25 protein-coding genes are annotated in these 25915 nt (G+C 51.6%); 14 read left to right on the top strand and 11 right to left on the bottom strand.

Features of this window, described 5'->3' with window-relative positions; all coding sequences use genetic code 11:
• Positions 1 to 17: 17 nt before the first annotated feature.
• Together QLG09_RS16070 and QLG09_RS16065 are read right to left on the bottom strand one after the other, a co-directional pair.
• Positions 18 to 932 (bottom strand): LysR family transcriptional regulator, encoded by a 915-nt coding sequence (locus tag QLG09_RS16070; protein WP_282489074.1) that lies wholly within the window; start codon positions 930 to 932, stop codon positions 18 to 20.
• 232 nt (positions 933 to 1164) lie between these two features.
• Positions 1165 to 1902: an SDR family oxidoreductase gene (locus QLG09_RS16065; RefSeq protein WP_059306374.1), complete on the bottom strand. Its 738-nt coding sequence runs from the start codon at positions 1900 to 1902 to the stop codon at positions 1165 to 1167.
• Positions 1903 to 2027: 125 nt separating this feature from the next.
• Here QLG09_RS16065 and QLG09_RS16060 point away from each other — a divergent pair, with 125 nt between their 5' ends.
• Entirely contained in the window at positions 2028 to 2936 is a 909-nt protein-coding gene (locus QLG09_RS16060) for a LysR family transcriptional regulator (RefSeq protein ID WP_025204723.1), read from the top strand.
• Between the two features lie 19 nt (positions 2937 to 2955).
• Here the strand turns inward: QLG09_RS16060 and QLG09_RS16055 are convergent, their stop codons facing one another.
• The gene (locus tag QLG09_RS16055; protein ID WP_282489073.1) at positions 2956 to 3825 is read right to left on the bottom strand and encodes a LysR family transcriptional regulator; all 870 of its coding nucleotides are present in this window, start codon (positions 3823 to 3825) and stop codon (positions 2956 to 2958) included.
• A 113-nt stretch (positions 3826 to 3938) separates the two neighbouring features.
• On the opposite strand from QLG09_RS16055, the gene QLG09_RS16050 reads away from it, so the two are divergent.
• The 4 genes from QLG09_RS16050 to QLG09_RS16035 all read left to right on the top strand — a co-directional run bounded on the left by QLG09_RS16050 (position 3939) and on the right by QLG09_RS16035 (position 7565).
• Positions 3939 to 4685, top strand: coding sequence for a glucose 1-dehydrogenase (locus tag QLG09_RS16050; protein ID WP_282489072.1), 747 nt, complete (start codon positions 3939 to 3941; stop codon positions 4683 to 4685).
• A gap of 49 nt (positions 4686 to 4734) precedes the next feature.
• The gene (locus QLG09_RS16045) at positions 4735 to 6192 is read left to right on the top strand and encodes an MFS transporter (protein WP_282489071.1); all 1458 of its coding nucleotides are present in this window, start codon (positions 4735 to 4737) and stop codon (positions 6190 to 6192) included.
• Between the two features lie 107 nt (positions 6193 to 6299).
• A complete protein-coding gene (locus QLG09_RS16040; RefSeq protein WP_049022507.1) occupies positions 6300 to 6683 on the top strand; it encodes a RidA family protein in 384 nt (127 codons plus the stop codon).
• Between the two features lie 183 nt (positions 6684 to 6866).
• Positions 6867 to 7565 carry an alpha/beta hydrolase gene (locus tag QLG09_RS16035; protein WP_226876204.1) on the top strand — a complete coding sequence of 233 codons (699 nt, stop codon included), beginning with the start codon at positions 6867 to 6869 and terminating at the stop codon, positions 7563 to 7565.
• Positions 7566 to 7640: 75 nt separating this feature from the next.
• Here the strand turns inward: QLG09_RS16035 and QLG09_RS16030 are convergent, their stop codons facing one another.
• Both QLG09_RS16030 and QLG09_RS16025 read right to left on the bottom strand, forming a co-directional pair.
• Entirely contained in the window at positions 7641 to 9035 is a 1395-nt protein-coding gene (locus QLG09_RS16030; protein WP_282489068.1) for an ATP-binding protein, read from the bottom strand.
• Positions 9035 to 9712, bottom strand: coding sequence for a response regulator transcription factor (locus QLG09_RS16025; protein WP_282489067.1), 678 nt, complete (start codon positions 9710 to 9712; stop codon positions 9035 to 9037). Before QLG09_RS16025 ends, QLG09_RS16030 begins: the two co-directional genes overlap by 1 nt.
• 205 nt (positions 9713 to 9917) lie before the next feature.
• Here QLG09_RS16025 and QLG09_RS16020 point away from each other — a divergent pair, with 205 nt between their 5' ends.
• On the top strand, positions 9918 to 10754 hold the full coding sequence (locus tag QLG09_RS16020) for a MipA/OmpV family protein (protein ID WP_282489066.1): 837 nt from the start codon (positions 9918 to 9920) through the stop codon (positions 10752 to 10754).
• A gap of 152 nt (positions 10755 to 10906) precedes the next feature.
• On the opposite strand, the gene QLG09_RS16015 is transcribed toward QLG09_RS16020, so the two are convergent.
• From QLG09_RS16015 to QLG09_RS16005, 3 genes are all read right to left on the bottom strand, one after another.
• A complete protein-coding gene (locus QLG09_RS16015; protein WP_282489065.1) occupies positions 10907 to 11224 on the bottom strand; it encodes a YebG family protein in 318 nt (105 codons plus the stop codon).
• A gap of 76 nt (positions 11225 to 11300) precedes the next feature.
• Positions 11301 to 13088 (bottom strand): hybrid sensor histidine kinase/response regulator, encoded by a 1788-nt coding sequence (locus QLG09_RS16010; protein ID WP_151711985.1) that lies wholly within the window; start codon positions 13086 to 13088, stop codon positions 11301 to 11303.
• Positions 13085 to 13717 (bottom strand): response regulator transcription factor, encoded by a 633-nt coding sequence (locus QLG09_RS16005; RefSeq protein ID WP_044867764.1) that lies wholly within the window; start codon positions 13715 to 13717, stop codon positions 13085 to 13087. The genes QLG09_RS16010 and QLG09_RS16005 overlap by 4 nt, the downstream gene beginning before the upstream one ends.
• 175 nt (positions 13718 to 13892) lie before the next feature.
• Between QLG09_RS16005 and QLG09_RS16000 the strand changes: the two genes are divergently transcribed.
• From QLG09_RS16000 to QLG09_RS15985, 4 genes are all read left to right on the top strand, one after another.
• Positions 13893 to 14207, top strand: coding sequence for a lipoprotein (locus QLG09_RS16000; protein WP_014169014.1), 315 nt, complete (start codon positions 13893 to 13895; stop codon positions 14205 to 14207).
• Between the two features lie 116 nt (positions 14208 to 14323).
• Positions 14324 to 17371 carry an autotransporter domain-containing protein gene (locus tag QLG09_RS15995; protein ID WP_282489064.1) on the top strand — a complete coding sequence of 1016 codons (3048 nt, stop codon included), beginning with the start codon at positions 14324 to 14326 and terminating at the stop codon, positions 17369 to 17371.
• Between the two features lie 255 nt (positions 17372 to 17626).
• Positions 17627 to 18163: a GNAT family N-acetyltransferase gene (locus QLG09_RS15990; protein ID WP_044868879.1), complete on the top strand. Its 537-nt coding sequence runs from the start codon at positions 17627 to 17629 to the stop codon at positions 18161 to 18163.
• A 137-nt stretch (positions 18164 to 18300) separates the two neighbouring features.
• Positions 18301 to 19197 (top strand): PhzF family phenazine biosynthesis protein, encoded by an 897-nt coding sequence (locus QLG09_RS15985; RefSeq protein ID WP_068795188.1) that lies wholly within the window; start codon positions 18301 to 18303, stop codon positions 19195 to 19197.
• A gap of 201 nt (positions 19198 to 19398) precedes the next feature.
• Here the strand turns inward: QLG09_RS15985 and QLG09_RS15980 are convergent, their stop codons facing one another.
• Both QLG09_RS15980 and QLG09_RS15975 read right to left on the bottom strand, forming a co-directional pair.
• Positions 19399 to 20979: a phosphoethanolamine transferase gene (locus QLG09_RS15980; RefSeq protein ID WP_183516566.1), complete on the bottom strand. Its 1581-nt coding sequence runs from the start codon at positions 20977 to 20979 to the stop codon at positions 19399 to 19401.
• Positions 20980 to 21560: 581 nt separating this feature from the next.
• Positions 21561 to 21887 carry a helix-turn-helix domain-containing protein gene (locus QLG09_RS15975; RefSeq protein ID WP_014169010.1) on the bottom strand — a complete coding sequence of 109 codons (327 nt, stop codon included), beginning with the start codon at positions 21885 to 21887 and terminating at the stop codon, positions 21561 to 21563.
• Between the two features lie 89 nt (positions 21888 to 21976).
• Here QLG09_RS15975 and QLG09_RS15970 point away from each other — a divergent pair, with 89 nt between their 5' ends.
• Entirely contained in the window at positions 21977 to 22303 is a 327-nt protein-coding gene (locus QLG09_RS15970) for a nuclear transport factor 2 family protein (protein WP_032681485.1), read from the top strand.
• Positions 22303 to 23082, top strand: coding sequence for an SDR family oxidoreductase (locus QLG09_RS15965; protein WP_047955189.1), 780 nt, complete (start codon positions 22303 to 22305; stop codon positions 23080 to 23082). The genes QLG09_RS15970 and QLG09_RS15965 overlap by 1 nt, the downstream gene beginning before the upstream one ends.
• Before the next feature lie 332 nt (positions 23083 to 23414).
• Here QLG09_RS15965 and gstA read toward each other — a convergent pair whose 3' ends face one another.
• A complete protein-coding gene (gstA, locus tag QLG09_RS15960) occupies positions 23415 to 24020 on the bottom strand; it encodes a glutathione transferase GstA (RefSeq protein WP_183516567.1) in 606 nt (201 codons plus the stop codon).
• A gap of 128 nt (positions 24021 to 24148) precedes the next feature.
• Between gstA and QLG09_RS15955 the strand changes: the two genes are divergently transcribed.
• Both QLG09_RS15955 and QLG09_RS15950 read left to right on the top strand, forming a co-directional pair.
• Positions 24149 to 25024, top strand: coding sequence for a LysR family transcriptional regulator (locus QLG09_RS15955; RefSeq protein WP_282489063.1), 876 nt, complete (start codon positions 24149 to 24151; stop codon positions 25022 to 25024).
• 269 nt (positions 25025 to 25293) lie between these two features.
• A complete protein-coding gene (locus QLG09_RS15950) occupies positions 25294 to 25800 on the top strand; it encodes an ATP-binding protein (RefSeq protein WP_032677602.1) in 507 nt (168 codons plus the stop codon).
• Positions 25801 to 25915 lie beyond the last annotated feature (115 nt).

Below are 25915 nucleotides of genomic sequence, written 5' to 3'. Positions count from 1 at the left end.
TTATATGAAAAAAGGAATTAACATGTCTGTCCGAATATTCTCTTTCTGTTCTCTGCTAAATAGTGAGAACAGTGATTCATAAATTCCCTTATTTTTGCTGATTTCCTCACATCAGGATGCGCGAGCAGCCAAATGTCTTCACCCAGTCCCTCCATGATGGGGCTAATCTGAGCCAGTTTATCTATCTGATTGCCATGCATGCAGGGTAACAAACCGATCCCAATCCCGCTTGAGATTGCCGACGCAACACTGAGAACGGAGTCGCCGCGAAAGGTGATATTTTTTTCGGGAATATTTTTTTCAATCCACAGAAAGGCGTTTAACTTAGACATTGCGTAATGGAAGGAGACCCAGCGATGCTCCGTGAGCGCCATAGCATTGACTTGCTTTTTTTCCCATTGCTCACGTAAACCATACACTGCCCATAACGCCGATCCCACCTTGCGCCCGGAAAGATGCTCCGGAATGTCTCTGGTGGCTCGAAACGCGATATCCGCCCCGCCATCGAACAAATTGACGGATTCATTTCCTGTCGAGACCTGAAAGGTAATGTGGGGATTTACCCGGCTAAATGACGCGATCAGCGGGTTAAGGTAATCCTGCAAAAGGGCATCCGACGTGGTGACCCTTATCTCCCCCGAAAAACCGCATTCATCCTCTTCAATGTTCTGTAGAACATAGTGGATATCCTCTTCTATGCGGTGTCCCAGGGCGATCAGCGCGGTTCCGGCTTTTGTCGGAACGTAGTGGGTGCGGCGACGCAGAAAGAGGGCTAATGCCAGCGACGTCTCAATGGCCCCCAACCGACGAAACAAGGTGGAATGATTGATGCCCAGAGCATCTGCGGCGCGTGACAGATTACCGTGCTCACCTACAGCCATAACGGTTTTCAAATCATCCCAGGAAAAGTTCTGGGAGGTCATTTTCTTCATACTCTTTAAATCCAAATATCTTATCGGCAGGCCAGCTGTAAAAATTGCTGGCGGATGCGCTCGGCAATGGCATTGACCACCGCCGCACTCTCATCAGTCGGATCAATATCAACCCGGAAGGGACGTTTCCCGCAGGTGTATTGACGATATTGACTATTGCCTGCGCGGCATGACCGTGCAGGCCTCATCGCTCATTTACCCCGAAAGCGTATGCATCCGCCTGTCGGGGGGATTAGGCGAAGCCACCGTTTACACGAATAACCTGCGAGTTGATCCAGCTCCCGTCCGGACCGGCGATCATCGCTACTGCGCTGGCGATCTCTTCTGGGGTACCGATGCGCTCGAGCGGGGCCAGTTTTGCAACGGCCGCAACCTGCTCTTCGCTCTTACCGTTAAAGAAGAGCTCAGTCCCGGTGGGGCCCGGAGCAACGGCATTAACGGTGATATTTCTGCCCCGCAGTTCGTTTGCCAGCACGTGTACAAGCCCTTCCACGCCTGCTTTTGAGGCGATATAGGGACCATAAGCCGGGAAGGATTTGGCGATCACGCTCGTCGAAAGGGCAATGATTCTGCCGCCTTCACTCACTGTTTCAGCAGCATTTGCCAGCACCAGAAATGCGCCACGCAGGTTGGTATGAATGACACGATCAAAATCGTGAAGACCGGCAGGGGTAATCTTCGCCATTGGCATGATCCCCGCGCTGTGCACCACCACATCCAGTCTGCCGGTAACCGCTTTCGCTTGCTGGAACAAGTGGCTGACATCCGCTTCGCTGGCAACATCAGCCTGAATCGCCGTCGCACAGCCACCTCTAGCAACGATGCTCTGCACGGTTTGCTCAGCCGCCTCGGCATTACCTGCGTAATTCACGATAGTGGTAAAACCGTCCCGCGCGAGACGCTCAGCAATGGCGCGGCCGATACCACGGGAACCACCCGTAACAAGGGCAGTTTTATTGACTTTGTCCATCGTTCTCTCCGGTTTCAGTGAAAGGGGGTCTGAATGGAGATATTAATGTTTTAGCGGGAGAGATAAATGGGTGATATTTGATAACATAATTCCATTATCGTTAATAATCGCCTTCAGGATCCGTGATGGATAAATTTGATACCATGCTGCTCTTCACCCGCATTGTAGAGCTTCAAAGCTTCAGTCAGGCCGCGGACCAGCTAGGGATCCCCAGAGCGACGGCCAGCAATGCAATAAAAAGCCTGGAGAAAAACCTGGAGTGTCGTCTGCTGGAGCGCACGACCAGACACGTGCGGGCCTCGCTGGATGGCGAGGCATTTTATGAACGCTGCGTGCATATTCTTTCTGAACTGGACGATGCGGAGTCTTCCCTGCGTCATTCCGGCGTAAGACCACAGGGGATTTTGCGCGTGAATCTTCACGGGGCCCATGCGACCCGCATTGTACTGCCCCGTATTGACGAGTTTCACGCCCGCTATCCCGCCATCAGGCTGGTTATCAGCAGTGGGGATCGTCTGGTCGATCTGATTCGGGAAGGCGTTGACTGCGCCGTACGCGCGGGCAAGCTCTTTGATTCATCATTAATTGCCCGGCCTTTAGCCCAGATGCCTCAGGTTATCTGCGCCAGTCCGGACTATCTTCGTAAGCACGGCCGACCGATGACTCCAGACGATCTGCTTTCTCATCAGAGCGTCAATTTCTTTTCCACCAGCCGGGGTAAGAACTACCCTCTGGAACTCATTGTTAACGGTAAAGAGAAAAGCTATCCGACCAAAGGCTGGATGACAGTGAATGACGCAGAGAATTACGTTATTTGCGCGTTGCGTGGATGTGGGCTGGTTCAGCTTCCACGTTATCATGTGGACGATGCCCTTCGGGATGGCCTGCTACAGGAAGTGTTAAGCGACTGGAAAAGCCCGTCCATGCAACTTTCGGCTATCTATCCACAGCACCGACAGCTTTCTCCCCGTGTCCGGATTTTTGTAGACTGGCTGGTTTCTCTCTATCGGGAACGCTTTGAGGTGAACGCTTAATGGCTGCGTAAACCGTCGCTCACGTTGACGGCGCCGCGGGATCGGCAAGCATCGCATCGGCGATATCCAGTATAACCCGCAGGCGATCCATATGCCGGAGGTCAGAGTGATACCCTACCCATATATCTTTGGACGGCGGTGGCTCCGGCATGCTGATAGCCGCTAAGCCGGTGATGGCATCACCAAGCGGGCGCGGTAACACGGCGATGCCCATTCCGCGCTGGCACATCTGTGCCTGTACGGCCCGGCTGGTACTGGTGAACACACGTCGTGACTGGGGGAACCTGTCGAGCAGCCAGGCGACGTCAGAGAAGTGGGATTGTGCCGTGTTCATCAGAATAAGCCCCACTGCGGCCGGATCGTGTCGGGCGATATCGGCGATTTCCGGCGTTCCATATAGCGCATAGGGGATGCGCATCAGGCGGCGCTGGACAATATCCGGTTCGGTAAAGGGAACGATGCGAAACGCAATGTCGGCATCACGCCGCGACAGGTTAAGTAAGCGGTAGCTTGCGATAAGCTCCGGCACAATCGCCGGATGGCGGCGCGTCAGTTCCTCCAGGACCGGTGCGAGAACATAGTTGGCAAACCACTCTGCTGAAGAGATCCGCAATATCCCTTCAAGACGTTCGTGATTACCGGCGAGACGCCGCTCCATCGCCAGCGCGGAGTTTTCCATCGCTTCTGCCAGCTTCAGCACCCTATCGCCGGCGTCGGTCAGAACCAGACCATCCTGTGTCCGGCGAAATAGCGCTTGCTGCGCCTCTTCCTCAAGCGCCTTTATCCGGCGACCAATCGTCGGATGGCTCACACCCAGGCTTCGTGCCGCCTCGCCGAAAGAGCCCTTACGCATAACTGCAAGAAATACCCGGACATCGCCCCATTCCATGCCAGTGTCTCACCGTACAAAAATGAACATTGAATATACAAAAGTGGCAGTTCCAAAACAACTTTGTCGATATCACTATAGCGTCCTCACCCCCCAGTCAGGAAATGAATGACATGTACAAATTAAAAGACAAAGTGGCGATTGTAACCGGTGGTTCCAAAGGCATCGGAGCCGGGATTGCCCGTCAACTGGCGGCTGACGGCGCGAAGGTTATTGTCAATTACGCGTCAGACAAAAGTAGTGCTGATAACGTCGTTGCCGATATACAGGCTGCCGGTGGGCAGGCGGTAGCGGTCGCGGCGGATGTCACCCGTCAGGCTGAGGTTGAGGCGCTGGTTAACGCGGCCATCGACATTTTCGGGCGGCTGGACATTGTGGTGAACAACGCCGGCATTTATGAGTTCGCCCGCATTGAAGAGAGCACAGAGGCACTCTACCGCAGACAATTCGACATCAATGTTCTGGGCCCGCTGTTAATGTCCGGCGCTGCTGCGCCGCATCTGAATAAAGGCGGCAGCATCATTAACATCAGTTCGTTCGTCACCCGCGTCTTTATCGCCGAGAGTGCCATCTACAGCGGCACCAAAGGGGCGATCGATGCTATTACCGGGGTACTGTCACGAGAACTCGGCCCCCGGGGAATTCGCGTCAACGCGGTCAACCCTGGCCTTATCGAAACGGAAGGCAGTCATAGTGCAGGCGCGATGAACTCGGACTTCCAGACATGGAATGAAAAGCAGACCCCACTCGGCCGCATCGGTCAGGTGCAGGATGTTGCGCCGATCGTCTCATTTCTCGCATCAGACGATGCGGGATGGATCACCGGTGAGGTGATTCTTGCCTCTGGTGGCATGCGCTAACGCCCTGCCTCTCAATCTCTGCACATAACTGTTACCTGTGGAGTGTTCCATGTCGACCCCTATCCTCCCGCAAGCCGAGCCGCGTCGCTGGGCAATGTTTGTCATCCTGCTGGTTGGCGCATTTTTGCCCCCGCTCGATTTTTTTATCGTCAATGTTGCACTGCCTGCTATTCAGAACGAGCTGAGCGCCTCTTCCTCTGCTGAACAGCTGGTCATTTCGTCCTATGCAGCCGTGTATGCCGTAACCTTAATTACCGGCGGCCGTCTGGGTGATATTTATGGTCGTGGGAAGATGTTTTTTATAGGGCTTATCGGTTTTGCGGCGGCATCGCTGCTGTGCGGTTTAGCCTGGTCACCATGGGTACTGATTAGTGGACGCGTGTTACAGGGTGCTACGGCCGCGATTATGGCGCCTCAGGCACTGGCTTCCGTACAGGCCATTTTTCCGGAAGCGGAAAAACCGTTCGCGTTGAGTATCTATGGCGCTGTATTTGGCCTGGCCTCGGTTATCGGGCAGGTAGTGGGCGGTATCCTGATCTCAGCGGATCTGTTTCACCTGGGATGGCGCGCTATTTTTCTCGTTAACTTGCCGGTGGCGCTGCTGGTCATTCTCTTCGGGTTGCCACTGCTGAAAGAGACGCGTGCGCCATCCGCACAACGACTGGACCCGGTCGGCATGTTACTGGCGAGCGCCACGTTGAGTGCGCTGATTGTGCCGTTAATTGAAGGCCGTGAAGCGGGATGGCCCTGGTGGACATGGCTGTCATTTCTGGCTGTCCCGCTGCTGGCGTCGCTGTTATGGCGTTATGAGCGTCGCCTTAGCCAGAACGGCGGTTCGCCTCTGCTTGATCCGGTCGTGTTACGCGCACCGGGGCTGGGCCAGGGGCTGGCGATCGTTTTGCTGTTTTATTCTATCGGGGCCTTCTTTCTTTTGTTCTCCGTTTATCTACAAGATGCGTTGCAGTTAAACGCCCTGACTGCGGGCCTGCTTTTTCTGCCTTTTGGCGTGGGTTTTCTGATCGGTCCGTTGCTAACACCTTATCTGAGGCGTTTTGTCGGCAATTACCTGAGCGCAATCGGGATGGGATGCGAGACGTTGGGGTTAACAGGCCTGGCAGGGTTGATTGCCCATACCATGACGGGTAGCGCACCGTCCATGCTGCCACTCGCTGTATTGCTTTTTATCACCGGCCTCGGCCAGGGACTGGCGATGCCGACGCTGGTCCGGATGGTGACAGGCCGCGTTGCACCGGCGTTTTCAGGCATGATTGCCGGAGTAACCAGCTCGACACTCCAAATCAGCACTGCACTGAGCGTCGCCGTCATCGGTGGCATTTTTTACAGCATGCTGGACACCGGCAGAAGCGGTGCAAATATTACGCATGCCTTTATCGTCGCCCTTCTGGCGATGGCGATATGCCTGGCCACGGGTGCCGCGCTAAGCATCCGGCTTACCCGGCAGGCCTCCGGTTTATTTTCTGCTGCGAGCGGCGCGTCTATCAAGTAACGTAACAGACAATCAACTGGCTGAGGCGTGGACATCCTTGCTCATGTTCCTCCCCAGCGTGCCGTTTACCCGCAGCAGGTACTCATGCGTCAACCTGAGAAAAAATCATGAAAAAATCGATAGTCCCTGAAGAATTCCAACATTATTTCGATGACTGGCACTTCTCGCCTGTCATCGAAGCAGATGGCACGGTGTATCTCTCTGGTGTTACCGCGGCACGGAAGGACAAACCGATAAGTCAGCATCCGGAAGAACAATTCCATGATGCGTTTTATAAGCTTGGTGTTTATTTGAAAGCCGCAGGCTTAGGGTATGAAAATATTCTTGAGATAACCACTTTTCATATTGATCTTAAAAAACATATAGACGTTTTTTCTAAGGTGAAAGATGAATATGTTAAGGCACCCTACCCGGCGTGGACTGCCATAGGCGTATCAGCGTTCATTCCAGAAAATGCGCTGGTGGAAATGCGGATTGTGGCTAAAAAATAGTGCCGCCGTGAGTCCCCAAATCACCTCAGGCACGAACCGGATCGACTTAAGCGCCGCAAGGTCTGCTACGAACAAACGGCAGACCTCGACGAGACGACAATGTCTTCATCAACTGCAATAGGCTATGTTTACAGATTTAGAAACCCTGGCAATGGCACTGCGGCCAGGAAATGAGGCTTGCCGATGAATGCAGAGAACCTTCCTGTGGTACTTATCCCGGGATTTATGCTTGATGAAACACTGTGGGACGATTTTATCACCGCATTTCCCGAGCGCAGGCTCTTTATACCTGCGAGCCTGGGCCAAGGAACCACAATCCAGGATATAGCCGCTAATATAGTCCAGAAACTACCGGAGCGTTTTGTGCTGGCCGGCTTTTCGCTAGGTGGTTATGTTGCCAGAGCTATTTATGAGGCTTTTCCGGAACGGACAGCGGCGATGATCCTCATTGCCACGTCTCTCAGAGAGGATTCGGCAGAACAGATAAATACCCGTGTTGCTGCAGCGAATATCAATTCCTCCAGAGAATTTAGTGGGCTGAGCACAACGGCCATTAGAAAATCACTTCATGCTGATCTCGCCAGTAATACGGCCATTATTAAGAAAATCCGTAATATGGGAAAAAGGCTGGGAGCCGATGTATTCAGAGTCCAGTCAGGGCTAAACCGCGAGCGAATAACGTTAAAACCCATTTTATGCCCGACCTACGTTATTGCAGCGAAACATGATCGGCTGCGTTCAACAGAGGAGGCAGAAGAACTCGCCAGGCTAACCGGAACCTGTGTGGATTATGTCGACGCTTGTGGACACCTTATTCCTCTGGAAAAACCGGATGAACTGGCCCAGCGTGTGTCCAGATGGCTCGATAAAACAGGCCTTTAAAATAACGTTGATGCAAACAGAGTCCCCGAATCAAACACCAGGTCGTTTTTCTTAGATGTCTGCTTCTGGCCTCTGCTACGCATTTTCGGCTATCTGAGTTGGGAAATCGACAGTGACCAGGAGCCCGCCTTCTGCAGACGTACACAGGCCTACGCTGCTGTTGTGTTGCTGCGCAACCGCGTTGACGATGGCAAGTCCCAGTCCACTCCCGCTTTGCATCTGGTTGGGATCGCGAAAAAATCGGTCGAACACACGCTCCCTCAATTCAGGCCGAATACCGGGCCCGGCATCTGAGACACGAAGCTGCGTGGCTTTATCCCGCGATCGTATCTCTACTTCAACCCGTCCGCCCTCAGGGCTGTACTTGACTGCGTTCTCAATCAAATTGTCAATCAGCGACATCAGGCGCTCCCTGATGCCTGTGATCCAGACTTCATCATCAGAGACGAATTCAAGCTCTATCCTGCGCTCCGTAGCCAGCGGTTCCAGTGCAGCCATTCGCTCCTGAATGAGCGTCGTCAGCGGCACTGGCTGCATAACGGCATCAATACGTGCTTCACTGTGCATCATCAGCAACAATTGATTGACGAGTCGGGCGGCCCGGCTGTTGCTGCGAACAATCCCCGCCAGTAATTCCTGTTGAGTCTCATTGCTTACATACGACTGCAGCGCCTCCACGTTGATTCGCATTGCAGCCAGAGGAGTACGCAGCTCGTGAGCGGCATCAGCAATGAAAATCCGTTCCCTTTCCGCGCTTTCGCGCACCCTGGCAAGAAACACGTTTATCGCGTCCACCATTTGACGAAGCTCCATGTGTTTTGGCATGGCTTTTAATGGAGAGAGATCGTCTGGCGTTCGCAAGGATATTTCATTTACGACCTTGCTCCAGGGGCGCATTGCAATACGAATTGACAGCCACGCGGGAAATAAAAGAAAAGGAATGCACACCAGTAGCGGCAATATGTAATAGCCACGCGAGTTCAGGTAGATAAAGAAGTTCCATCCTCCGGCAGGCGTCACAAGTGTCACCTCCACATCGGAGTTCCCGGATTTTAGCGTACGGCTGGTCCAGGTGCGCCCCTCACTCTCAATACGCTGTAATTCCCCCAGTTGGGTGTTTACGACCCCTGTTGGTGCGCCATCAGATGAATAAATTATCTCGTTATGTTTGCGAATAATGAGGCTGATTGACAGTTCAGGATCTTCACCTCCGCCATATCCTTCCCGCAACGCCTTACTGAACGTGTTCAGCACATCGGTGCGTTCCTGCGGGCGATCGTCCATACTGTTCACCAGCGTAAAAAGGGTTTCGTAGGTCTTACTGCCCGTTAATATCGGAGGGCTACGCAAGTCCTCCCACAAAACAAAAGTCAAAAAAAGACACCACAGCAAGGTAAGCAGCAGCATCTGGGCGATGATGATTCGCCGTACGAGCGTGGGGAGTCTCAGGGTGCGCCAGATATTTCGCATCAATCACCGCCTTTGTTGATCGGGACAGTATCAATGACATACCCCACCCCTCTCACCGTTCGCACATAACCGTCCCCGATTTTTCGACGCAAATTCCCCATATGCACGTCGAGAGCATTACTCAGATTTTCTTTGGTGCCGAAGATTCTTTCTTCCAGAAAACGTCGTGTAAGCACGCGGTCAGCGCGCAACATTAACGTTTCAAGCAGCGCGTATTCACTTGCCGTCAACTCCACATGACGGGCACTCACCGTCACGCGACGCGTTGGCACATGCAGAGATAACCCTCTGATTTCTATTGCCTCATTCTGAAAACCGTAACTGCGTCGCGCAAGCGCTCTTACCCTGGCCAACAACTCGGCGAGAATAAAAGGTTTAACAAGGTAATCGTCTGCACCGGCATCCAGCCCACACAGGCGATCCTGTAGCGTGCCTCGCGCAGTCAGGATGATGACAGGGATCCCCTTGAACTGTTGCCGCAAGCAGGTCATCAGGCCCATGCCATCGCCATCGGGCAGTCCCAGGTCGAGCAATATCAATTCTGGCACGCAGGCATCAAGCTGATGCAGCGCATCCTCTTTGCGGCGAACCCATATGACATCAAACCCTTGATCTGCAAGGGCGATCCGCACGCCATTGCCCAGATCCAGGTCGTCTTCGATTAGTAGAATTTTCACATTGGTAACGGTATCAACAGTGAATGAAGAACGTCTTAAGAAAAAAACGGTTTCGATAAATCTATCAGGTTTACTGCAGCGGTACTTGCTTCAGTGTTTCTTCATTTTCGGCTCATAAGAACCTTAGGGTGCGTATTCAAACTGAGAAAACTGGCGTGAATAACCGCTTGTATCGTCATCATTTGAATCCACAAGGACTTCTTTAATGAGAAACATCGCACTGCGTCATCAGTTTCCTCCTTTGCTCCTGCCTCGCAGCCTGAAAAAAATAGTGCCGGGAGTCGTTCTGGCGTTTCTGACCACCCCGACACTGGCGGCAGAACAGAACCAGGGTAACGTGTTGACCCTGGGGGGAGGTGTGGATATTGCGCCACGCTATTCTGGTTCGGATAAAAGCCGCGCCACTACAGCATTAGTGCTTGATTACTCCATGGCAAATGGCGTCTTTATCAGCACCACGCGGGGTATCGGTTACGGTAACAGTGTCGGTAAACTGGATTACAACGCTGCGCTGAGCTATCGCGTTGGTCGCAAGGATCGTGACGTGAGCAGCGATTCAATAAGCTCCGGCAGTGACGACTTGCGGGGTATGGGTGATGTCAAAGGATCGGCCATCATTGTGCCCGGACTGGGGTATAAGGTGACCGACTGGCTGAGTGTGCAATTGCAGGCTGAAGTGCCGGTTTCTGAAAGAAACAACGGTGAGGCCCTGCACTTCGGGATTATCAGCCCGCTTTATACATCACCGAAAAATTCGCTGACGCTGGCGCTGACCACCAGTTGGGGATCCAGCAAATACATGCAGACTTACTACGGGGTGAATGCCGCACAGTCAGCAGCATCGGGGTTTTCCCGACATGATGCTGGATCCGGTATTTATGCTTATTCGCTGAATGTGGACTGGACCCACAAGCTCACCCCGGACTGGAGCGTAGCTGTCGCAACAGGTGTTACGCAGTTGACGGGAGATGCAGGCAATAGCCCCATTGTTCAACGAAAAACGTCGCCCACGGGAAGTTTGAAAGTGACGTACAGCTTCTGATCGTGATGGGATGAGTGCTTCCCGACGACTTCTCGCGCTGAACTCTCAATAATATGTTTTCGTTCCGCCCCTGTCAGATAACGGGGCGGCACTCAACACGCCCTGATGCCCCCCTGACTCGGGGCATCAGAATCAATGATGCACTCTGGCGATCAGGCAGCTTTAACGGCTCTGATTTTTTTACTGCCAGCCGCATCTGGCTCGGGGCTATCTGTGGCATTGGCGGCATTGAGATCGGGAAGCTTGCTGGTACGCAGAATATGCTGCACGGCCTCTTTCTGCTCGGCGAGATACAGCCCAAGATTTTCAGCCTGCGTTTCATCCATCTGCATGCCGCTTTGCAACAGCCAGTCGGTGAACGCTTCTGCCATGTCGAGCAGTTTGTCGTGAGCGTCAGCCTCTTTTTTACTGGCAAATGTCATTTTCTCTTCACCTTTTCGTACGACAACATATTTTGTTTCAACAGCCATTATGCACCTCTCATACTGTATTTATATACAGTATAGCATGTCCAGAATTGTGTTGCAGTCAAATTGCACTTTCGTTTTAGCCCGAGCCTGCAGACCACTGTGTCAGTAGCGCATGCAGTTTGGCTGGCTCCAGCGGCTTACGCAACACCAGGTAGCCTTCCTGCTCCGCTTCCAGCAGAACCGGCGAGTTAAACTCCCCGCTGACCATCGCGCCGCTCATGTCGGGCAGACGTTCGAAAAGTGCTTTCAGGATGTCGAACCCGCTTTCGCCGGATCGCAGGCGCTGGTCGCACAGTACAGCAAATGGCGTGAAACCGTCGTCAATGATGGCAAAAGCGTCTTCGGCCGAGGCCGCGCAGCGCACGTTAATCCCCCAGAGGCTCATCAGGCTCTCCCAGGCGGACGTCACCAGCGGATCGTCGTCAACGACCAGGCAGGAGCCATGCAGTGGCGCATAGCGTACTGGGGAAGCGATGTTGTCACCGGCGGGCAGTGGATCCACCGCTTTCACGTCACCCGTGTATTGCGTAAAGCGCATCCAGAAGCGTGAACCTTTGCCTTCAATGGAGTGCATTCCATACTTCACGTTCATCAGCTTGGCACAGCGGGCAACCACCGCCAGGCCCAGCCCGTGCCCTGCGCTGTCGATCTTCCATGCCAGCTCGGGGCGGTAGTAAGGCGAGAAGATTTTGCTTTTTTCGTCGTCGGCAATCCCCACCCCGGTGTCCCATACTTCCACCAGACACTCGGCACCGCGCGGGCGGATGGCAACCAGCACACCGCCCTGCTGCGTGTAGCGAAGGGCATTTTGTATCAGGTTAATCAAGGACTGACGCACCAGCAGCGGGTCCCCCATCACGAAGAGGCGACGTTTGGGCCGCCAGGTTCGCAGCCGTAGGGCGCGACTGTTGGCCTCTTCGCGAAACAGGGTGATCACCGAGTCGAGAAGCGTGCCGATGTCCACGCGTGTAGGGGCGGTCATCACATTGCCAGATTCAATTTTGCTGAGATCGAGCAGGGAATTGAACATCAGGTGCACCGAACGAACGCTCTGTTGCAGGTCAAGCAGCTGCGGCGTCAGGCTGTCGTCCTGGTTTCTGTGGATAATGGCTTCGATCAAAAAGCCCATGGCATGCACCGGCTGGCGAAGATCGTGGCTGGCGGTCGTCAGGAACTGATTTTTATCGAGCAACGCCTGTTCCGCTTCTTCTTTGGCCTGCCGGAACTGCTCCGCCAGGCGTGAGCTTTGCTCTTCCAGCAGTGCTTGCTGGATAAAGAACGCGTGGGACGTTAACGCATGGCGGTAGATTGCGAAGCCGTACAGCAGATTCAGCATCAGCACGATGAACATCAGGTCATCCAGTCGCAGGATGATACCGAGAGTCAGAACCCCCCAGGAGGCAAAGAAAAACCGTGTGAAGGTGCTGATGACCGGCGTTAGATGCGTCGCATTGGCAGCGACAATAGCGGCAATGCTGATATTAAGGAGCAGGAAAAAGTCAAAATTCTGCGTCTGCGGGGTAATTAAATAGAGTGATGAAATCCCCAGCCCATGAAAAAAGGCCACCTTATTAATGCGCGGAAGCCAGCGGCGCAGGACGGCCTCATCATCATTTTCTTTAACCTCTTGCTGATAGCGCCGATGCACTATTCGGATCGCCACAGCACAGAGCAAGTAAATTATTATCCAGGTAATGGTGGGACCCAGATCGTCCCCCAGCAAATGGATCCAGATAGCGAAAGGAATGCCGACAAAAGGCACAGCGCTAAAGCTGAATACCAGCCGCAGAAACGTATTATTCAGCAGGCGAATTTGCGCGGGGGGAGAGATGCCATCGTTCTGTGAACCCTGGAAAAACCTCATTCCGACGGCTCCCGTTTGCCATGCAGTAGCGTGATGGCTTCCACCCGACTGTTAACGCCTATCTTTTTCAGAATATTGCTGATGTGTTCTTTTACCGTGGGCTCAGAAATAGAAAGCTGGGCGGCAATTCTTTTATTTGGCAGGCCGCGCATAATCATATTCAAAACATCAATTTGCCGCGGCGTTAAGTTAAATTTACTTAACTTCTCATTATTCGTCTTAACGGCACATTCGTTTGCACAAGGAAACCATGTCAGATTATCCGCCAGGGCAAAAACGGCCCGTGAGAATAATTCAGGAGGTTCGCTTTTCAATACGAAACCGTGTCCTCCGGCCGTATGCACTTTCTGCCAGATATCGTTATTTTCATCCCCACTGACGACCAGGAGGCGCACCTGAGGGTAAAGCTGTTTCACTTCTTTGAGTAATTTCAACGCCGTACCGGAAGATAGCCAAAAATCGATTACCAGTAAACGTGGCGGGCCATTTTCCCTAATATGACGGTAGCAATCTTCTTCATTCGTCACGACATACGCCTGTTTGAACCGGCAATGTGTAATCAGAAAATTGGCGATGCCGCTTGCTACCAATGGATGGTCATCAACGACCAACGCATAATTCTGCCCCAAAGGAATCTCCTTTCACCTTCGCGTATCTGAAAGTACAGATGAATTATTATCGACCCACCCTACTTTAGGAGGGTTTTTTCAATTAGGAAAGAGAAATATATTACCCGCTGATTTGGGTAATAGAAAACATAAATACAATCAGTGATTTTAACTGGTTGGATATAAAGGATAATTTATGAAAAGACCACTAATCGCTTTAACCGTTACGTTGATGCTAGCCGGTTGTTCCACCCTGAAAACCGATCAGGCTATTCCACTGCTGCAGGCGGAAACCGCTAAAATGCTGGGGCTGGGCTCGTCGGACGAAATAACGGTGACCAACGTGAATGGTGCCCAACCGGATGCGTTGGGCGGGCAAAAACTTTCTTATCGCGCCACGACAGAAAAAGGGCGAATTTTCGATTGCTCATCAATGATGATGCCTGGAATTTTAGGATCTGCGCCGACGCTAAGCGCACCGACCTGTACGCCGGTTGTCACGCATAAATAATTTCCTCAATACCAAAAGGCGTACAAATAATAACGCCTTTTAAATTTCCCGACACATTTGAGTTTCATATAAAAACGATTTTCCAGACATCATGCTAATGAGTACGGAGATAGCCCGTGAATAACTCTACATCGCATTCTTTAGCGGTCAAGACACCGCTTTCCAGACTTTACCTCGCTCTATTTTCCGCACCGCTGTTGATGCTCTCCCCTGCCGATTTCGCTCGCGCAGCGGATGCCATTTTTGACGGCGACGCGCGTGTTACCGAATCTTTAGGCTACACCGGCGATGTTTACGTCGGCCGTAACCAACGCGGAAACCTGCTGATCGATAATGGCAAAATCACTGCCTATAACATCAATATCGGTCGACTGTTCAACGGCCAAATTTATGAAAGCGTGGTCACGGTCCGCGGACCAAACGCTGAGCTGAACGCGGTTAACGATCAGTACATTCTGCGTGGTGGCCTGAATCTTGGCCTGGGCACCCTGCGAGTCGAAGACGGTGCGCTGGCCAGCGCGAAGGAGATCGTGGTCGGTACCACCCGTGGCTACGACAGCCATCTAATCGCTACGGGCGCAGGTTCACGCGTCGTCAGTAATTTTCTCAGCGTTGGCACTGACCTGGGAGCCCGCTCCACGCTGGCGATTGAAAACGGTGCGACGCTCAACACCACCTACGATGCCCGTATCGGCAATGGTTCCGGCCCAGATGAAACCGACAAGCTGAGCCCGAAGGCCACCGTCACGGGATCCGGTTCGCAATGGAATGTTGGCCGTACGCTCACGCTTTATGGCGATCTGGACGTGCTCAACGGCGGAGCGGTTAACGTGGGCAACATTCAGGTGGCTGGCGTCTCAGGCGCACGTAAAACCGCCGAGCTGGTTATCGCGGGCGAGGGCTCGCGTTTTACCAGTGCCAGCAGCGTTAGCGTTGGCGATTACGGCAATGGCGTACTGTCGGTCATGGACGGCGGTGCATTTTCCGCAGGCAGTAACGAGCTGGTAGTGGGGATGACGGGTTCTGGCTCGAACCGGGGCGCGCTGATAATCGGCAGCCGCGGCAATATGGACTCCGGCACCGGTTTAACGGAGCCGACGCTCGGCGCGGCGGGCGGCGCGGGCACTCTTGATGCGAAGACGGCAATCAGCCTTCGGGGTGGGTTATTCGGCAGTTATGTCTACTTCAACCATACCGACGGAAATTACGTTTTCAGCAACAAGATGAGCGGCGAAGGTGAAGTGATCAATACCTCCGGTCAGACCACGCTGAACGGCGATCTTTCAGGGCTCAAGGCGAACGTGACCGCGCGCGGTGGAAAAGTCATTATTGCCAGCAATATCAACACCCAACCCGAAGACGATATTTTTGATGTGCAGACGCTTAGCGCCGAGAACGGCGGCACGCTGATCCTCAACGCGACGGCGGGATCGGAGGTCAGTAACGGACAAGGTTACAGCAGCGCCGCGTCGATCAAAGCCGGCGGCACGCTGGGCGGTGACGGCACGCTGGGCCAGACAGAGATCCTCTCCGGCGGCCATATCTCGCCCGGTGATGGTACTATCGGCACGCTGACGCTGAAACGCTACCTGAACTTTGTGGGTGAATCGTTCTATGACGTTGATATCGCCGGTGACGGCCGCAGCGATCAGTTACTGGTGTCTGGCAAAACGACCATCAGCGATCAGGCTAAAGTACAGGTTACCGCGCTGGATCCGCAGACCAGCTACAAAACGGGCCAAAGCTATCGCATTCTAACCTCCGACGGGGGAATTGACGGCCAGTTCGCCGGGGCCATCTCCAAATCCGCCTTCCTGGACGTGGCACTGAAACAGAGCACCGACGCAGTCGATCTCACCATCGCGCAGAAAGAGACCGGCGGAGAGAATCCTGGGGGTGAAAATCCGGGTGGTGAGAATCCGGGTGGTGAAAACCCTGGCGGTGAAAACCCTGGCGGCGAGAATCCGGGTGGTGAAAACCCTGGCGGTGAAAACCCTGGCGGCGAGAATCCAGGTGGAGAAAATCCAGGAAGCGGTAAGCCGGGTATTTTCCAGACGGTAGCCAACACCAGCAACCAGTGGAATACCGCCGGCGCGCTTTCCACGCTGACACAAAACGGCCCTTCCCTGGCGCTGTATAACTCTCTGCTGGTACTCAGCGCACCGCAAGCGCGCGAGGCGTTCAACCAGCTGTCAGGTGAAGTTTACCCGTCGGTACAGTCTAACCTGATCGCCGGCAGCACTCAGCTGTTCAACGTACTGAACCAGCGCATGCAGCGCGCGTTCGATAATGACAGTCTGCCGATACCGCCGTTAGCGATGTCGCTGGTACAACAGCCGGAGCAACAAAATAACGGCATATGGGGCCAGACCTTCAGTTCCTGGAGCAGAACGAGCGGCAACGGTAACGCAGGCAAGCTGGACGGCAACACCACCGGCTTCCTGCTGGGCGCGGATCGCACGTTGGCTGACCATAACGTACGTGTCGGGGGGTACTTCGGCTATAGCCGTGGTGATTACGACGTTGATAGCCGCCGTTCATCCACGGATACCGACAACTATCACCTTGGCCTGTATGCCGCAGGGCAACAGAATGCGTTCTCACTGCGCGGCGCGCTGGGTTACACCTGGCACAAGATTGAAGGCGAGCGCAACGTTGATTTCAGTGGTTTCTCGGACCGCCTGAAGTCAGATTACGACGCCAACTCGCTGCTGGCGTTTACCGAGGCGGGCTACCGTTTTGGCCAGCCGGCGATGAATGTTGAACCGTTTATCAACCTGTCCTGGATTCGACTGCATACCGACAGTTTCAGGGAAGATGGCGGTGCCGCCGCACTGAGCGTGCGTAATGAAACGATGAACACCTTCTACTCCACGCTCGGGATGCGCGGTGTCACCGAGCTGCCGAAAAACGTTAACCTGTATGGTTCGTTGGGCTGGCAGCACGCCTACGGGGATAAAAACACCTCATCGCGGATGGCATTTGCCGGCAGTGACGCGTTCATCACCCAGGGCCAGGCCGTTGATGAGGACGTGATGGTGGGCGATATCGGCGTCCGCGTACAGCTGTCGCGCGCTGCGACGCTGGATGTCGGTTATCAGGGGCAACTCGGTCAAGACACCCGCATCAATTCGGTCAACGCTAACCTGCGCTGGTCGTTCTGATTACCCTTTTCAGCATTTATACAGACCCGCATACTGCGGGTCTTTTTTTGTCCGTATTCTGTCCATCGCATACTGATGTCTGGTGAGGCTGACCTGTGCCCATTGGTTAACACACCAGGGTATTCGTCGTGTGCGTTTCGCCACGACAGCACACAATCGGATCTGTCGAATTACGTCAAAACACATATATGCTTTAATCAGAGAGCATCAATTAATGAAAGACATATTCCCGTCAACACATATCAGGAGGTCTGTTTGCGAATTGAAACAACTCGATTGTGCCTTCGCCCGGTAATGGCATCAGACGTAGCGGATCTCTACAGAATTTATGGTGATCCGGCGACGAACACGTTTAACCCCGCAGGCCCCTACCCGGATATTGATCATGCAAAAACGGTTCTCAATCGCTGGCTCGCCCACTGGCAAACTCACAGCTTTGGTAGCTTCGCCATATCGCTTCTTGGCTCTCCTGAAAAAATCATCGGATTTGGTGGTCTGAGCATCCGTAGCTATGGCGATTGTGTGATTAACAATCTTGGGTATCGGTTATCGACAGATGCCTGGGGAAAAGGCCTGGCGACAGAATTTGCTACACGCGCGGTAAGGTATGGTTTTGATGATATGCAACTCACCGAGATCTCAGCCGTTGTCAGAGCTAACCATCTGGCATCACAGAACGTTCTTGAAAAAACGGGACTGAGATATGTCAGAGATATACATGATATTAAAGACGCACCGCCGAGCCTTTTGTATTCACTCACCTTAACGGAGTGGATGAACAAAATCAGGTAAACATCACCTTCCGTCGTTAAGGTGAAAAATACGCATACAGGTAAATGCCAGTGGGTTATGTTTTCACGTGAGCGTATATTAAAACGACAAACTCGTTGAGTATAAATTCATTTTAAGGCATGGAAGTTGAGGTCCTGGTGAGAAGACGTTATGTGATTGCAGATGTGTTTACTGATAAACCGTTTTGCGGTAACCCGGTCGCTGTCGTTCTGGATGCCGAGGGATTGACCACTGAGCAAATGCAGCTGCTCGCCTTAGAATTTGGCTACAGTGAAACGACGTTTGTTTTACCTCCTGAAGAACCATCACATACGGCTTGGGTACGGATTTTTACCCCGACGCGTGAAATCCCTTTCGCTGGTCATCCCAATATTGGGACTGCTTTTGTCCTGGCGTATCAGGCTGAACTGAATGGCGAATCGCTACCTGAAACGCTGATATTCGAAGAAGCCGCCGGGCGGGTACCTGTCAGGATTATCAAAGAAAATGCAAAGGTCACGGGTGCAGAGCTTCTTGTTCCGCAAGCTTTATCCTGCCACTCAGAAGTCAGTCCGGAAAACGTGGCGGCCTGCCTCTCTCTTGAAGCCAGTGATATACGCACTGAAATGCATATGCCTGTCGTCGCCTCTGTTGGCCTGCCTTTTTTGATTGTCGAACTCGCGACCCGAAATGCGCTTCGCTGTTGCGTACCCAATTTGCAGGGGTTCCGGGCTATTTTGCCCCTCGACGGCGCGGTGTCCATTTACGCCTATACGCTGGAAACGGATCCTGAAGACCCGTGTGATTTGCAGGCCCGGATGTTTACGCCACGCATGACCGAAGATCCGGCAACAGGCAGCGCGACTGGCGCAGTGACAGCCCTGCTGGCCCAGCTTCGCAATAAAAAAGAGCTCTCTCTTCGCGTAAGCCAGGGCGTTGATATGGGGCGCGCCAGCATATTATTTTCAGGCTATGACGGCACTGCAGAAAGCCCGTCAGTTCGGGTAGGAGGAAAAAGCGTTATTGTCATGGAAGGCTCATTTACATTGCCCTGACGGCCGCGGTGAATGAGGTGCGGATGTCGCAATTTTTATCACACCCGATGAAGATTGACTCAGAGCATAGTGTATAAATCAATGGAGAGCTGGTCATGAATATTTAGAGTACGAGCCAGTACCTCTTCAGGTCTGGCTCCCATAGTCATGAATTTTCAGTCAATCGGCAGAATAATTTTTAACCACGAATCATCGTTTCTACTACTTTATATCCGTCCAATTAAATTTCTTACCCGTTGTATCCTTAATTACAATCGGTTTTTGATAGTCCTGTAGCCACTTTTGCAAGCTAACGATATCATTTTCAACCCGATGTATTCCGAGCCATAATTCGGAAAGGGTATTCGCATCATCGGTAGACCATGGCGTATTGTAGTCTCCGATCAACTTATTCTTTCTTTCAACTTTAGGGCTATACCAAATGAAAGTTGGGACAGATAACGCTTCCCGGGGTGGATTAGCCCCCGCATGGTAATATACCACTGAACGTGAAGGGTCGCGTATTAAGGCATGGTCAGAAAAGTAAAATACAGAAGAGCGTGTATTTGAAAGTTGGCTAAAAACTTTCCCCATAACATAATCCGTGAAGCGCACAGAGTTATCATAGCAATCATCATCTTTATTTCCATCTTTAAAGAAGGAAGCATCTTTTGGGAAGCGCGCGCAGGCTGGTTCGTGGCTACCATATAGATGTAGCACAATTAATTTCTTACCAGATGTTTTCAGCGTTGATTCAAGTTCTGGGAGCAAAGAGTCATCGAACCCCTGCTCAATCCACTGATGGTGTTTGGTTTTCATAGCGATACCTGTAATCACATTATTATATGCGCCCCCTTTTCCCTGGTGGCTAAACCAGTACGTATCGTACCCGGCTTTGTTCGCTATACTAATAATATTGTCACTGTACTTAGCGGGATCTGCTTCCTGTACTGAATCAGCAGTGAGCGCAAGTGGCACAGCCATAATGGTCACTGGCGCGGGGCTAATGGCATGCTGGAACAACAGAAGATTTTTCATTTCTGCTTCCAGTTCAGGAGTCGTGCTTCGCTCATATCCATATATGCTCATATTTGCACTGCGCTCAGACTCCCCAATAATAATTACATAATTATCAATTCCGGTATCTGATAGTGATATTGAATAGTCAGGTGTATTATTATTAATACTGGAGGCAATACTCATATCAGAGATGGCTTGCATAAAGACTGTAGCCGTGCTCAGTGGAGTTGAATTGACAACACGTTGAGCAAGGCTATCAACATTGCTTTTTCGTAATTGATGCAGTATACCCTGTACAGTATAGCCAGTTAGCAAAAGCACGAATAATATTGCAGGGTATCGCCTATACTTTAACGGCAGGGTACTTGTGCTACAGTTGATAGTTAAAACAAATAAACACAGCAACCCCATAAAAATTGCACAACTTCTCCAATAAACGCCTAACATTGAAAATGCTTCGCTACCTGTAGTATTTATTACACTTAATGCAAAACCATAGTCAAATTTAGCATTGAAGTGATTCCAGGCATACATCTGAAGAGATAAATCAGCAGCGATTAATGTTAAGGCTATAAAGCCAATAAGGTTTTTTAATATTTTGCTATTGATGCAAAGAAGTGTTAATAACAGAAAAGCAAAAACCAAGGTGCGATTAATGACCAAATTATAACGCGCACCAATAAAATTAACAATTACAACAATGGATACTGAAATTATAAAAAACACCCCACTTAAAACAAATCTAAAATTATCATAACAAATTTTTTTAAGAGTTAATAACATTTCATAGCACCTAAACCGGCTCGGTTTTTATCCGTTTTATTTAAATATAGAAAATAGTGTGATTCTTGTTTATTATATAATCAGCTGAGCTTGATTAATTAATGCAAATATGCTCCATAAGCTCAAAGCGTTCACAGAATCAGGACGCCTTGTTTAGCTTTCTTGAGGACTTTTAGAATATGAAACGCTGCGGGTGCCAGAGTCTATAGTATGCCGGCAATCTTCGGTACTACGAGGATTAGTAGATTTCGATTTTCATACTTCGCTCTTTATCATGCTCCCTACTCCACTCAATGCGTTGTACGTCCGCATAACAGCCTATGAGCAGGGATGCGGCCATGAGGCCATATGCAAATATTCCTTCGTTTCACAATATTGCCCGTTATGGGTTTGGTTGTGTTCATAATTTAACCCAGCCGATATATTCAATAATAGTACCTTGCATTGAATTTAGAATAAGTCGATAAAAATAATGTCCGCTCCCGGCACAAAGCGGACCCAAATAAGAGCCGTAAGGTCTGCTATCAGCAAGGAATGAACATCAACAATTTTCGATCATAAACAAAAATGTACCCGAGCCCCTAAACCTCGCGTTTTTCTGCCCATTTCAGCATCGCATCGAGAGCCGGACACAGCGCCTGCCCCCACTCAGTGAGCCGATATTCGACTTTCGGTGGAACCTGGGGATATACCCTACGTGACACAATGCCGTCGGCCTCCAGCTGTCGCAGCTGTTGTGCCAGCATCTTCTGCGAAATTTCGGGGATCAGTTTTTCAAAATCAGAATAGCGTTGCACCTTTCCGTCGAAAAGATGAAACAGAATAATGAGTTTCCAGCGACCTTCCAGCATTCGCAGAACTTGTTCCACGCCGCTTGCGGCGGTTTCAGGGCTATATAACTTACTCATAATTCAGTTGCTCACTTTTTTGTGCGTACTTGTCAATTTTACAGTCTATGTTAAAAATTCCCGTACTGTAAATAACGGGAGTAAGGGCCATGTCATTATCTCTACCGCAAGCTATTTCAACCTATTTTGCGATCGGCAATGGTGCCGATATTGCCAGCGTTAAGCGCTGTTTTACCCTCAATGCCATCGTGTTCGACGAAGGTAAAACCCATCGGGGGCACGCGGCAATCGAAGCGTGGCAACGCGCGGCGCGTGATGCGTTCGACTATAGCGTTCACCCCATTGAAGTTCTCACGCAAGGCGATCGGGTAATAGTCACCTCGAACGTTGTCGGTAATTTTCCCGGCAGCCCCGTGATGCTTACACATACTTTCGGCCTCGCTGGCGACAAGATTGCGACTCTGGAGATAATCTGATGCTGATGGATCTTGATTTACAGGGCAGACGTGTTCTGGTTACCGCAGGTACCAAAGGGATCGGCAAAGCAGTTGTCCGCCTTTTAAAACAGCAAGGGGCAACGGTGCTAACCACCGCGCGTCACGAGCCCGCAGAATCTACCGCAGACGCTTTCGTGGCGGCGGATCTGACCACCATCCAGGGATGTAATTTAGTCGTGGACGCCGTTCAGAAACACCTGGGCGGCGTCGATATCATCATCCACGTAGCAGGCGGTTCTACCGCTCCCGGCGGTGGGTTTGCAGCCCTTGGGGAAGAGGAATGGCAACAGGAGCTCAATCTTAATCTGTTGCCTGCGGTACGCTTAGATCGCGCGTTGTTGCCTGGGATGCTGGCGCAACAGGATGGGGTGATCATCCACGTCACCTCTATTCAGCGTGAACTGCCGTTACCGGAATCGACCACCGGATATGCGGCGGCCAAAGCGGCACTGTCGGCGTACAGCAAAAGCCTGTCGAAAGAGGTGTCCCCTAAGGGAATTCGGGTGGTGCGTGTGGCGCCTGGCTGGGTAGAAACCGAAGCATCGGTAGCGATGGCGGAACGACTTGCTCAGCAGGCTGGAACGGACTACGAGGGCGGTAAGCAGATCATCATGAATGCACTCGGTGGAATTCCGCTGGGCCGTCCCTCAAAGCCCATCGAAGTGGCGAACCTCATCGTCTTCCTTGCGTCATCCTGTGCTGCCACTATTACCGGTACGGAATATGTGATCGATGGCGGTACTGTCCCGACGGTATAATTTTATATCTGAAACAGTGCATTATTTTGAGCCTTAACGTTTCCTCACGACAAACGAGTGGCCAGGCGTAACGGCCGCTTAGGGTATAAAGCGGCCTGATATAAGAGCCGCAAGGTCTGACTTGAGGCATAGATGAAGGCAAAAAGTCGCGCGGCGTTGAGTCCATAATGAAACGAAAGCAGCAGTGAATGCCGCCGGGAATGGGTTTCAGCATCTGCTCATGCTAAAGAGCAGAACGCTACGCGCAACTTCAGGCCCGCGTAGAACAAAGGGCAGACGACCTCTTTGCAGACACTCAACATGTTGTGTCCAGCAATAAGCGATTACCTACCCTACTGAGACACTTCAGCCAGTAATGCAGCCTGTACAGCAGGTCGGGCATTTATTTTTTCCATGTACGCCGGTAGCGCTGGCCAGCGTTCCAGTTGGATTGAGAAGAATTTACACCAACCCAGTACAGTAAAAAGGTAGGCATCCGCTACGCTGAAGGATGAGCCAGTCAGATAGGTGTTTTCGTCGAGCCTCGCCTGGAGTAAATCGAACTGTCGGAAGAGCTTATCCTGAAAAATCGCTTTGATGTCCTCAGGCAGCGCGGGGTTGAACAGCGGTGCCGAGCCAGCGTGTATTTCACTAGTGATAAAGTTAAGCCATTCCTGCAGACGCACCCGAGCCCAACTGTCCGCGCGCGGTGCCAGGCCATATTCTGGTTTAAGATCGGCGAGGTACTGCACTATGGCTGGCCCCTCAGTGAGTATCTGCCCATTATCCAATTCAAGTGCAGCGACATAACCTTTAGGGTTAATGGTGCGGAAGTCGCGACCATCAGCAGTAAGCTTGCTTTTGTTGTTAACCTTCACCAGTTCAAATTCAATTTCCATTTCACGCAGCACAATGTGCGGTGATAACGAACAGGTATCCGGGGCGTAATAGAGTTTCATGTTGTCTCCGTTAAATGTGTAAAGCCATCGAGAAATTCGAAGCAATTCTGAACTCACTGTATTTGACGCGTATTTCGCTGTAAAATTAATGATATAGAATCTAACTATTAGCTGAGCTACTGATAATCATGATGAATCTTTTACACTGGCGCCTGCTGGTGGCCGTCGCCGATGCCGGCAACATCTCGCGCGCCGCAGAAGAGATAGGAATGACTCAGTCAGGTGCCAGCCAGGCCATCGCCCAGCTCGAAGCTTCGCTTGGATTTCCGGTATTTACGCGTGAGCGACGGTATATCGGTATTACCGCGCTGGGTGAGCAGGTTATTGAAAATGCACGAAACATGCTTTTGCAGCTGAATGCTATCCGCATACTGGCTGATAAGAGCCGAGACTTACACCGAGGGCGCATTCGCCTGGCCAGTTTTCCCTCAGTGACATCCACATTGTTGCCAGGGCTTCTGCGCGACGTTAAGCGCCTGCATCCGGGTATTGAAATCGTTGTCCTGGAAGGTTCGGACGAGGAAGTCGAGGAGTGGCTTGCCGCCGATACCGTAGAACTTGGGGTGGTCATGAATCCCGGCCCCGGGCGTGCACAGGTTATATTAGGACAGGATGCATGGGTCGCGGTAATACCAGCGAAACATCAGCTGGCACATCATGCCAGGGCTTATGGCATAACGCTAAAGGCGCTGGCAGACCAGCCCTTCATTCTGGCGACAGGCGGATGTGTCGTTAATGGAAAAAGCCTGATGGAAATGGCTGGTTTGCAACTTTCTGATATACGCGTGACAGTACGCGACTGGATTAGCGCCTGTAAGCTGGTCGGGGAAGAGATGGGCGTCGCCCTTGTACCTGAATCAGCCCTGCCGGAGACGCTGCGCAACCTGTGCGTGGCGCCTTTGACGCCTGCTATACACCGGGAATTTGGGCTGGTTTGTTCGTCATCTGGAGCGTCTTCCGATGCAACGCAGACGCTACTTAATGCGCTACGTAAGCGAAGATGAGCCAGCTGGTGTTATTCAATTCAGCGCCTTGTTAGATGTCCGCTTCTGGCACAAAGCGGCCAAACTCACTGGAGTGGACATTCAGTATATAAGGGAAAAAAATTGCTGATTTTGCATTCAGGCCCTGTTAACTTGAATGACAATGAAAACACACTCTGTCCTATTCCATTCAATGATTATTATCACCTGTCTGACTCAGGTGGGATAACGTTCGCCATTTTCCCGCCGGTAAGGCGGGCCTTACCGGTAACAATCCCGTGAGGTAAATAATGGATATCGCTTCAGTAACAACGTCAGAAAAACCCACTTTGCACTTGTTATGTGGGAAAATTGCATCAGGCAAATCCACATTGTCAGCAAAGTTAGGTGCATTACCCGGCACCATAATTGTCAGTGAAGATTATTGGCTGGCTGCCCTCTTTGCCAATGAAATGCAATCCATAGCTGATTATGTGCAGTATTCTTCAAAACTCAGAAACGCTATGAAGCCTCATCTGGTGTCGCTACTCAAAGCGGGTCTATCCGTAGTTCTGGATTTTCCGGCAAACACACAAACCAATCGTGAATGGATGATGAGCATCATTAAGGAGTCAGGTGCCAGTAACAGGCTGCATTATCTGAAAGTTACTGATGAAGTATGTAAATCCCGCTTGCGCGCCCGTAATGCAGAAGGAATGCATGAATTTACAGCCTCAGATCAACAATTTGAAACCATAACGCGCTTTTTCGCAGAGCCAACGGCTGATGAAGGGTTTGATATTATTGAATACAGCTGAATTTACCTTTCTGCACAAAGCGGACCGGCATAAGAGCCGCAAGGTCCGCTGTGAGCGATAAGAGGACGTTGAGTTTCTAGTAAAACTGACATGAAAACGTCCAGAGTCCCTCTGG

It is taken from the genome of Enterobacter sp. V89_11, from assembly GCF_029967775.1.
GTDB classification, from domain to species: domain Bacteria; phylum Pseudomonadota; class Gammaproteobacteria; order Enterobacterales; family Enterobacteriaceae; genus Enterobacter; species Enterobacter ludwigii.
Note: the sequence above shows the minus strand (reverse complement) of the source record. Positions and strands in the feature narration are given on the sequence as shown.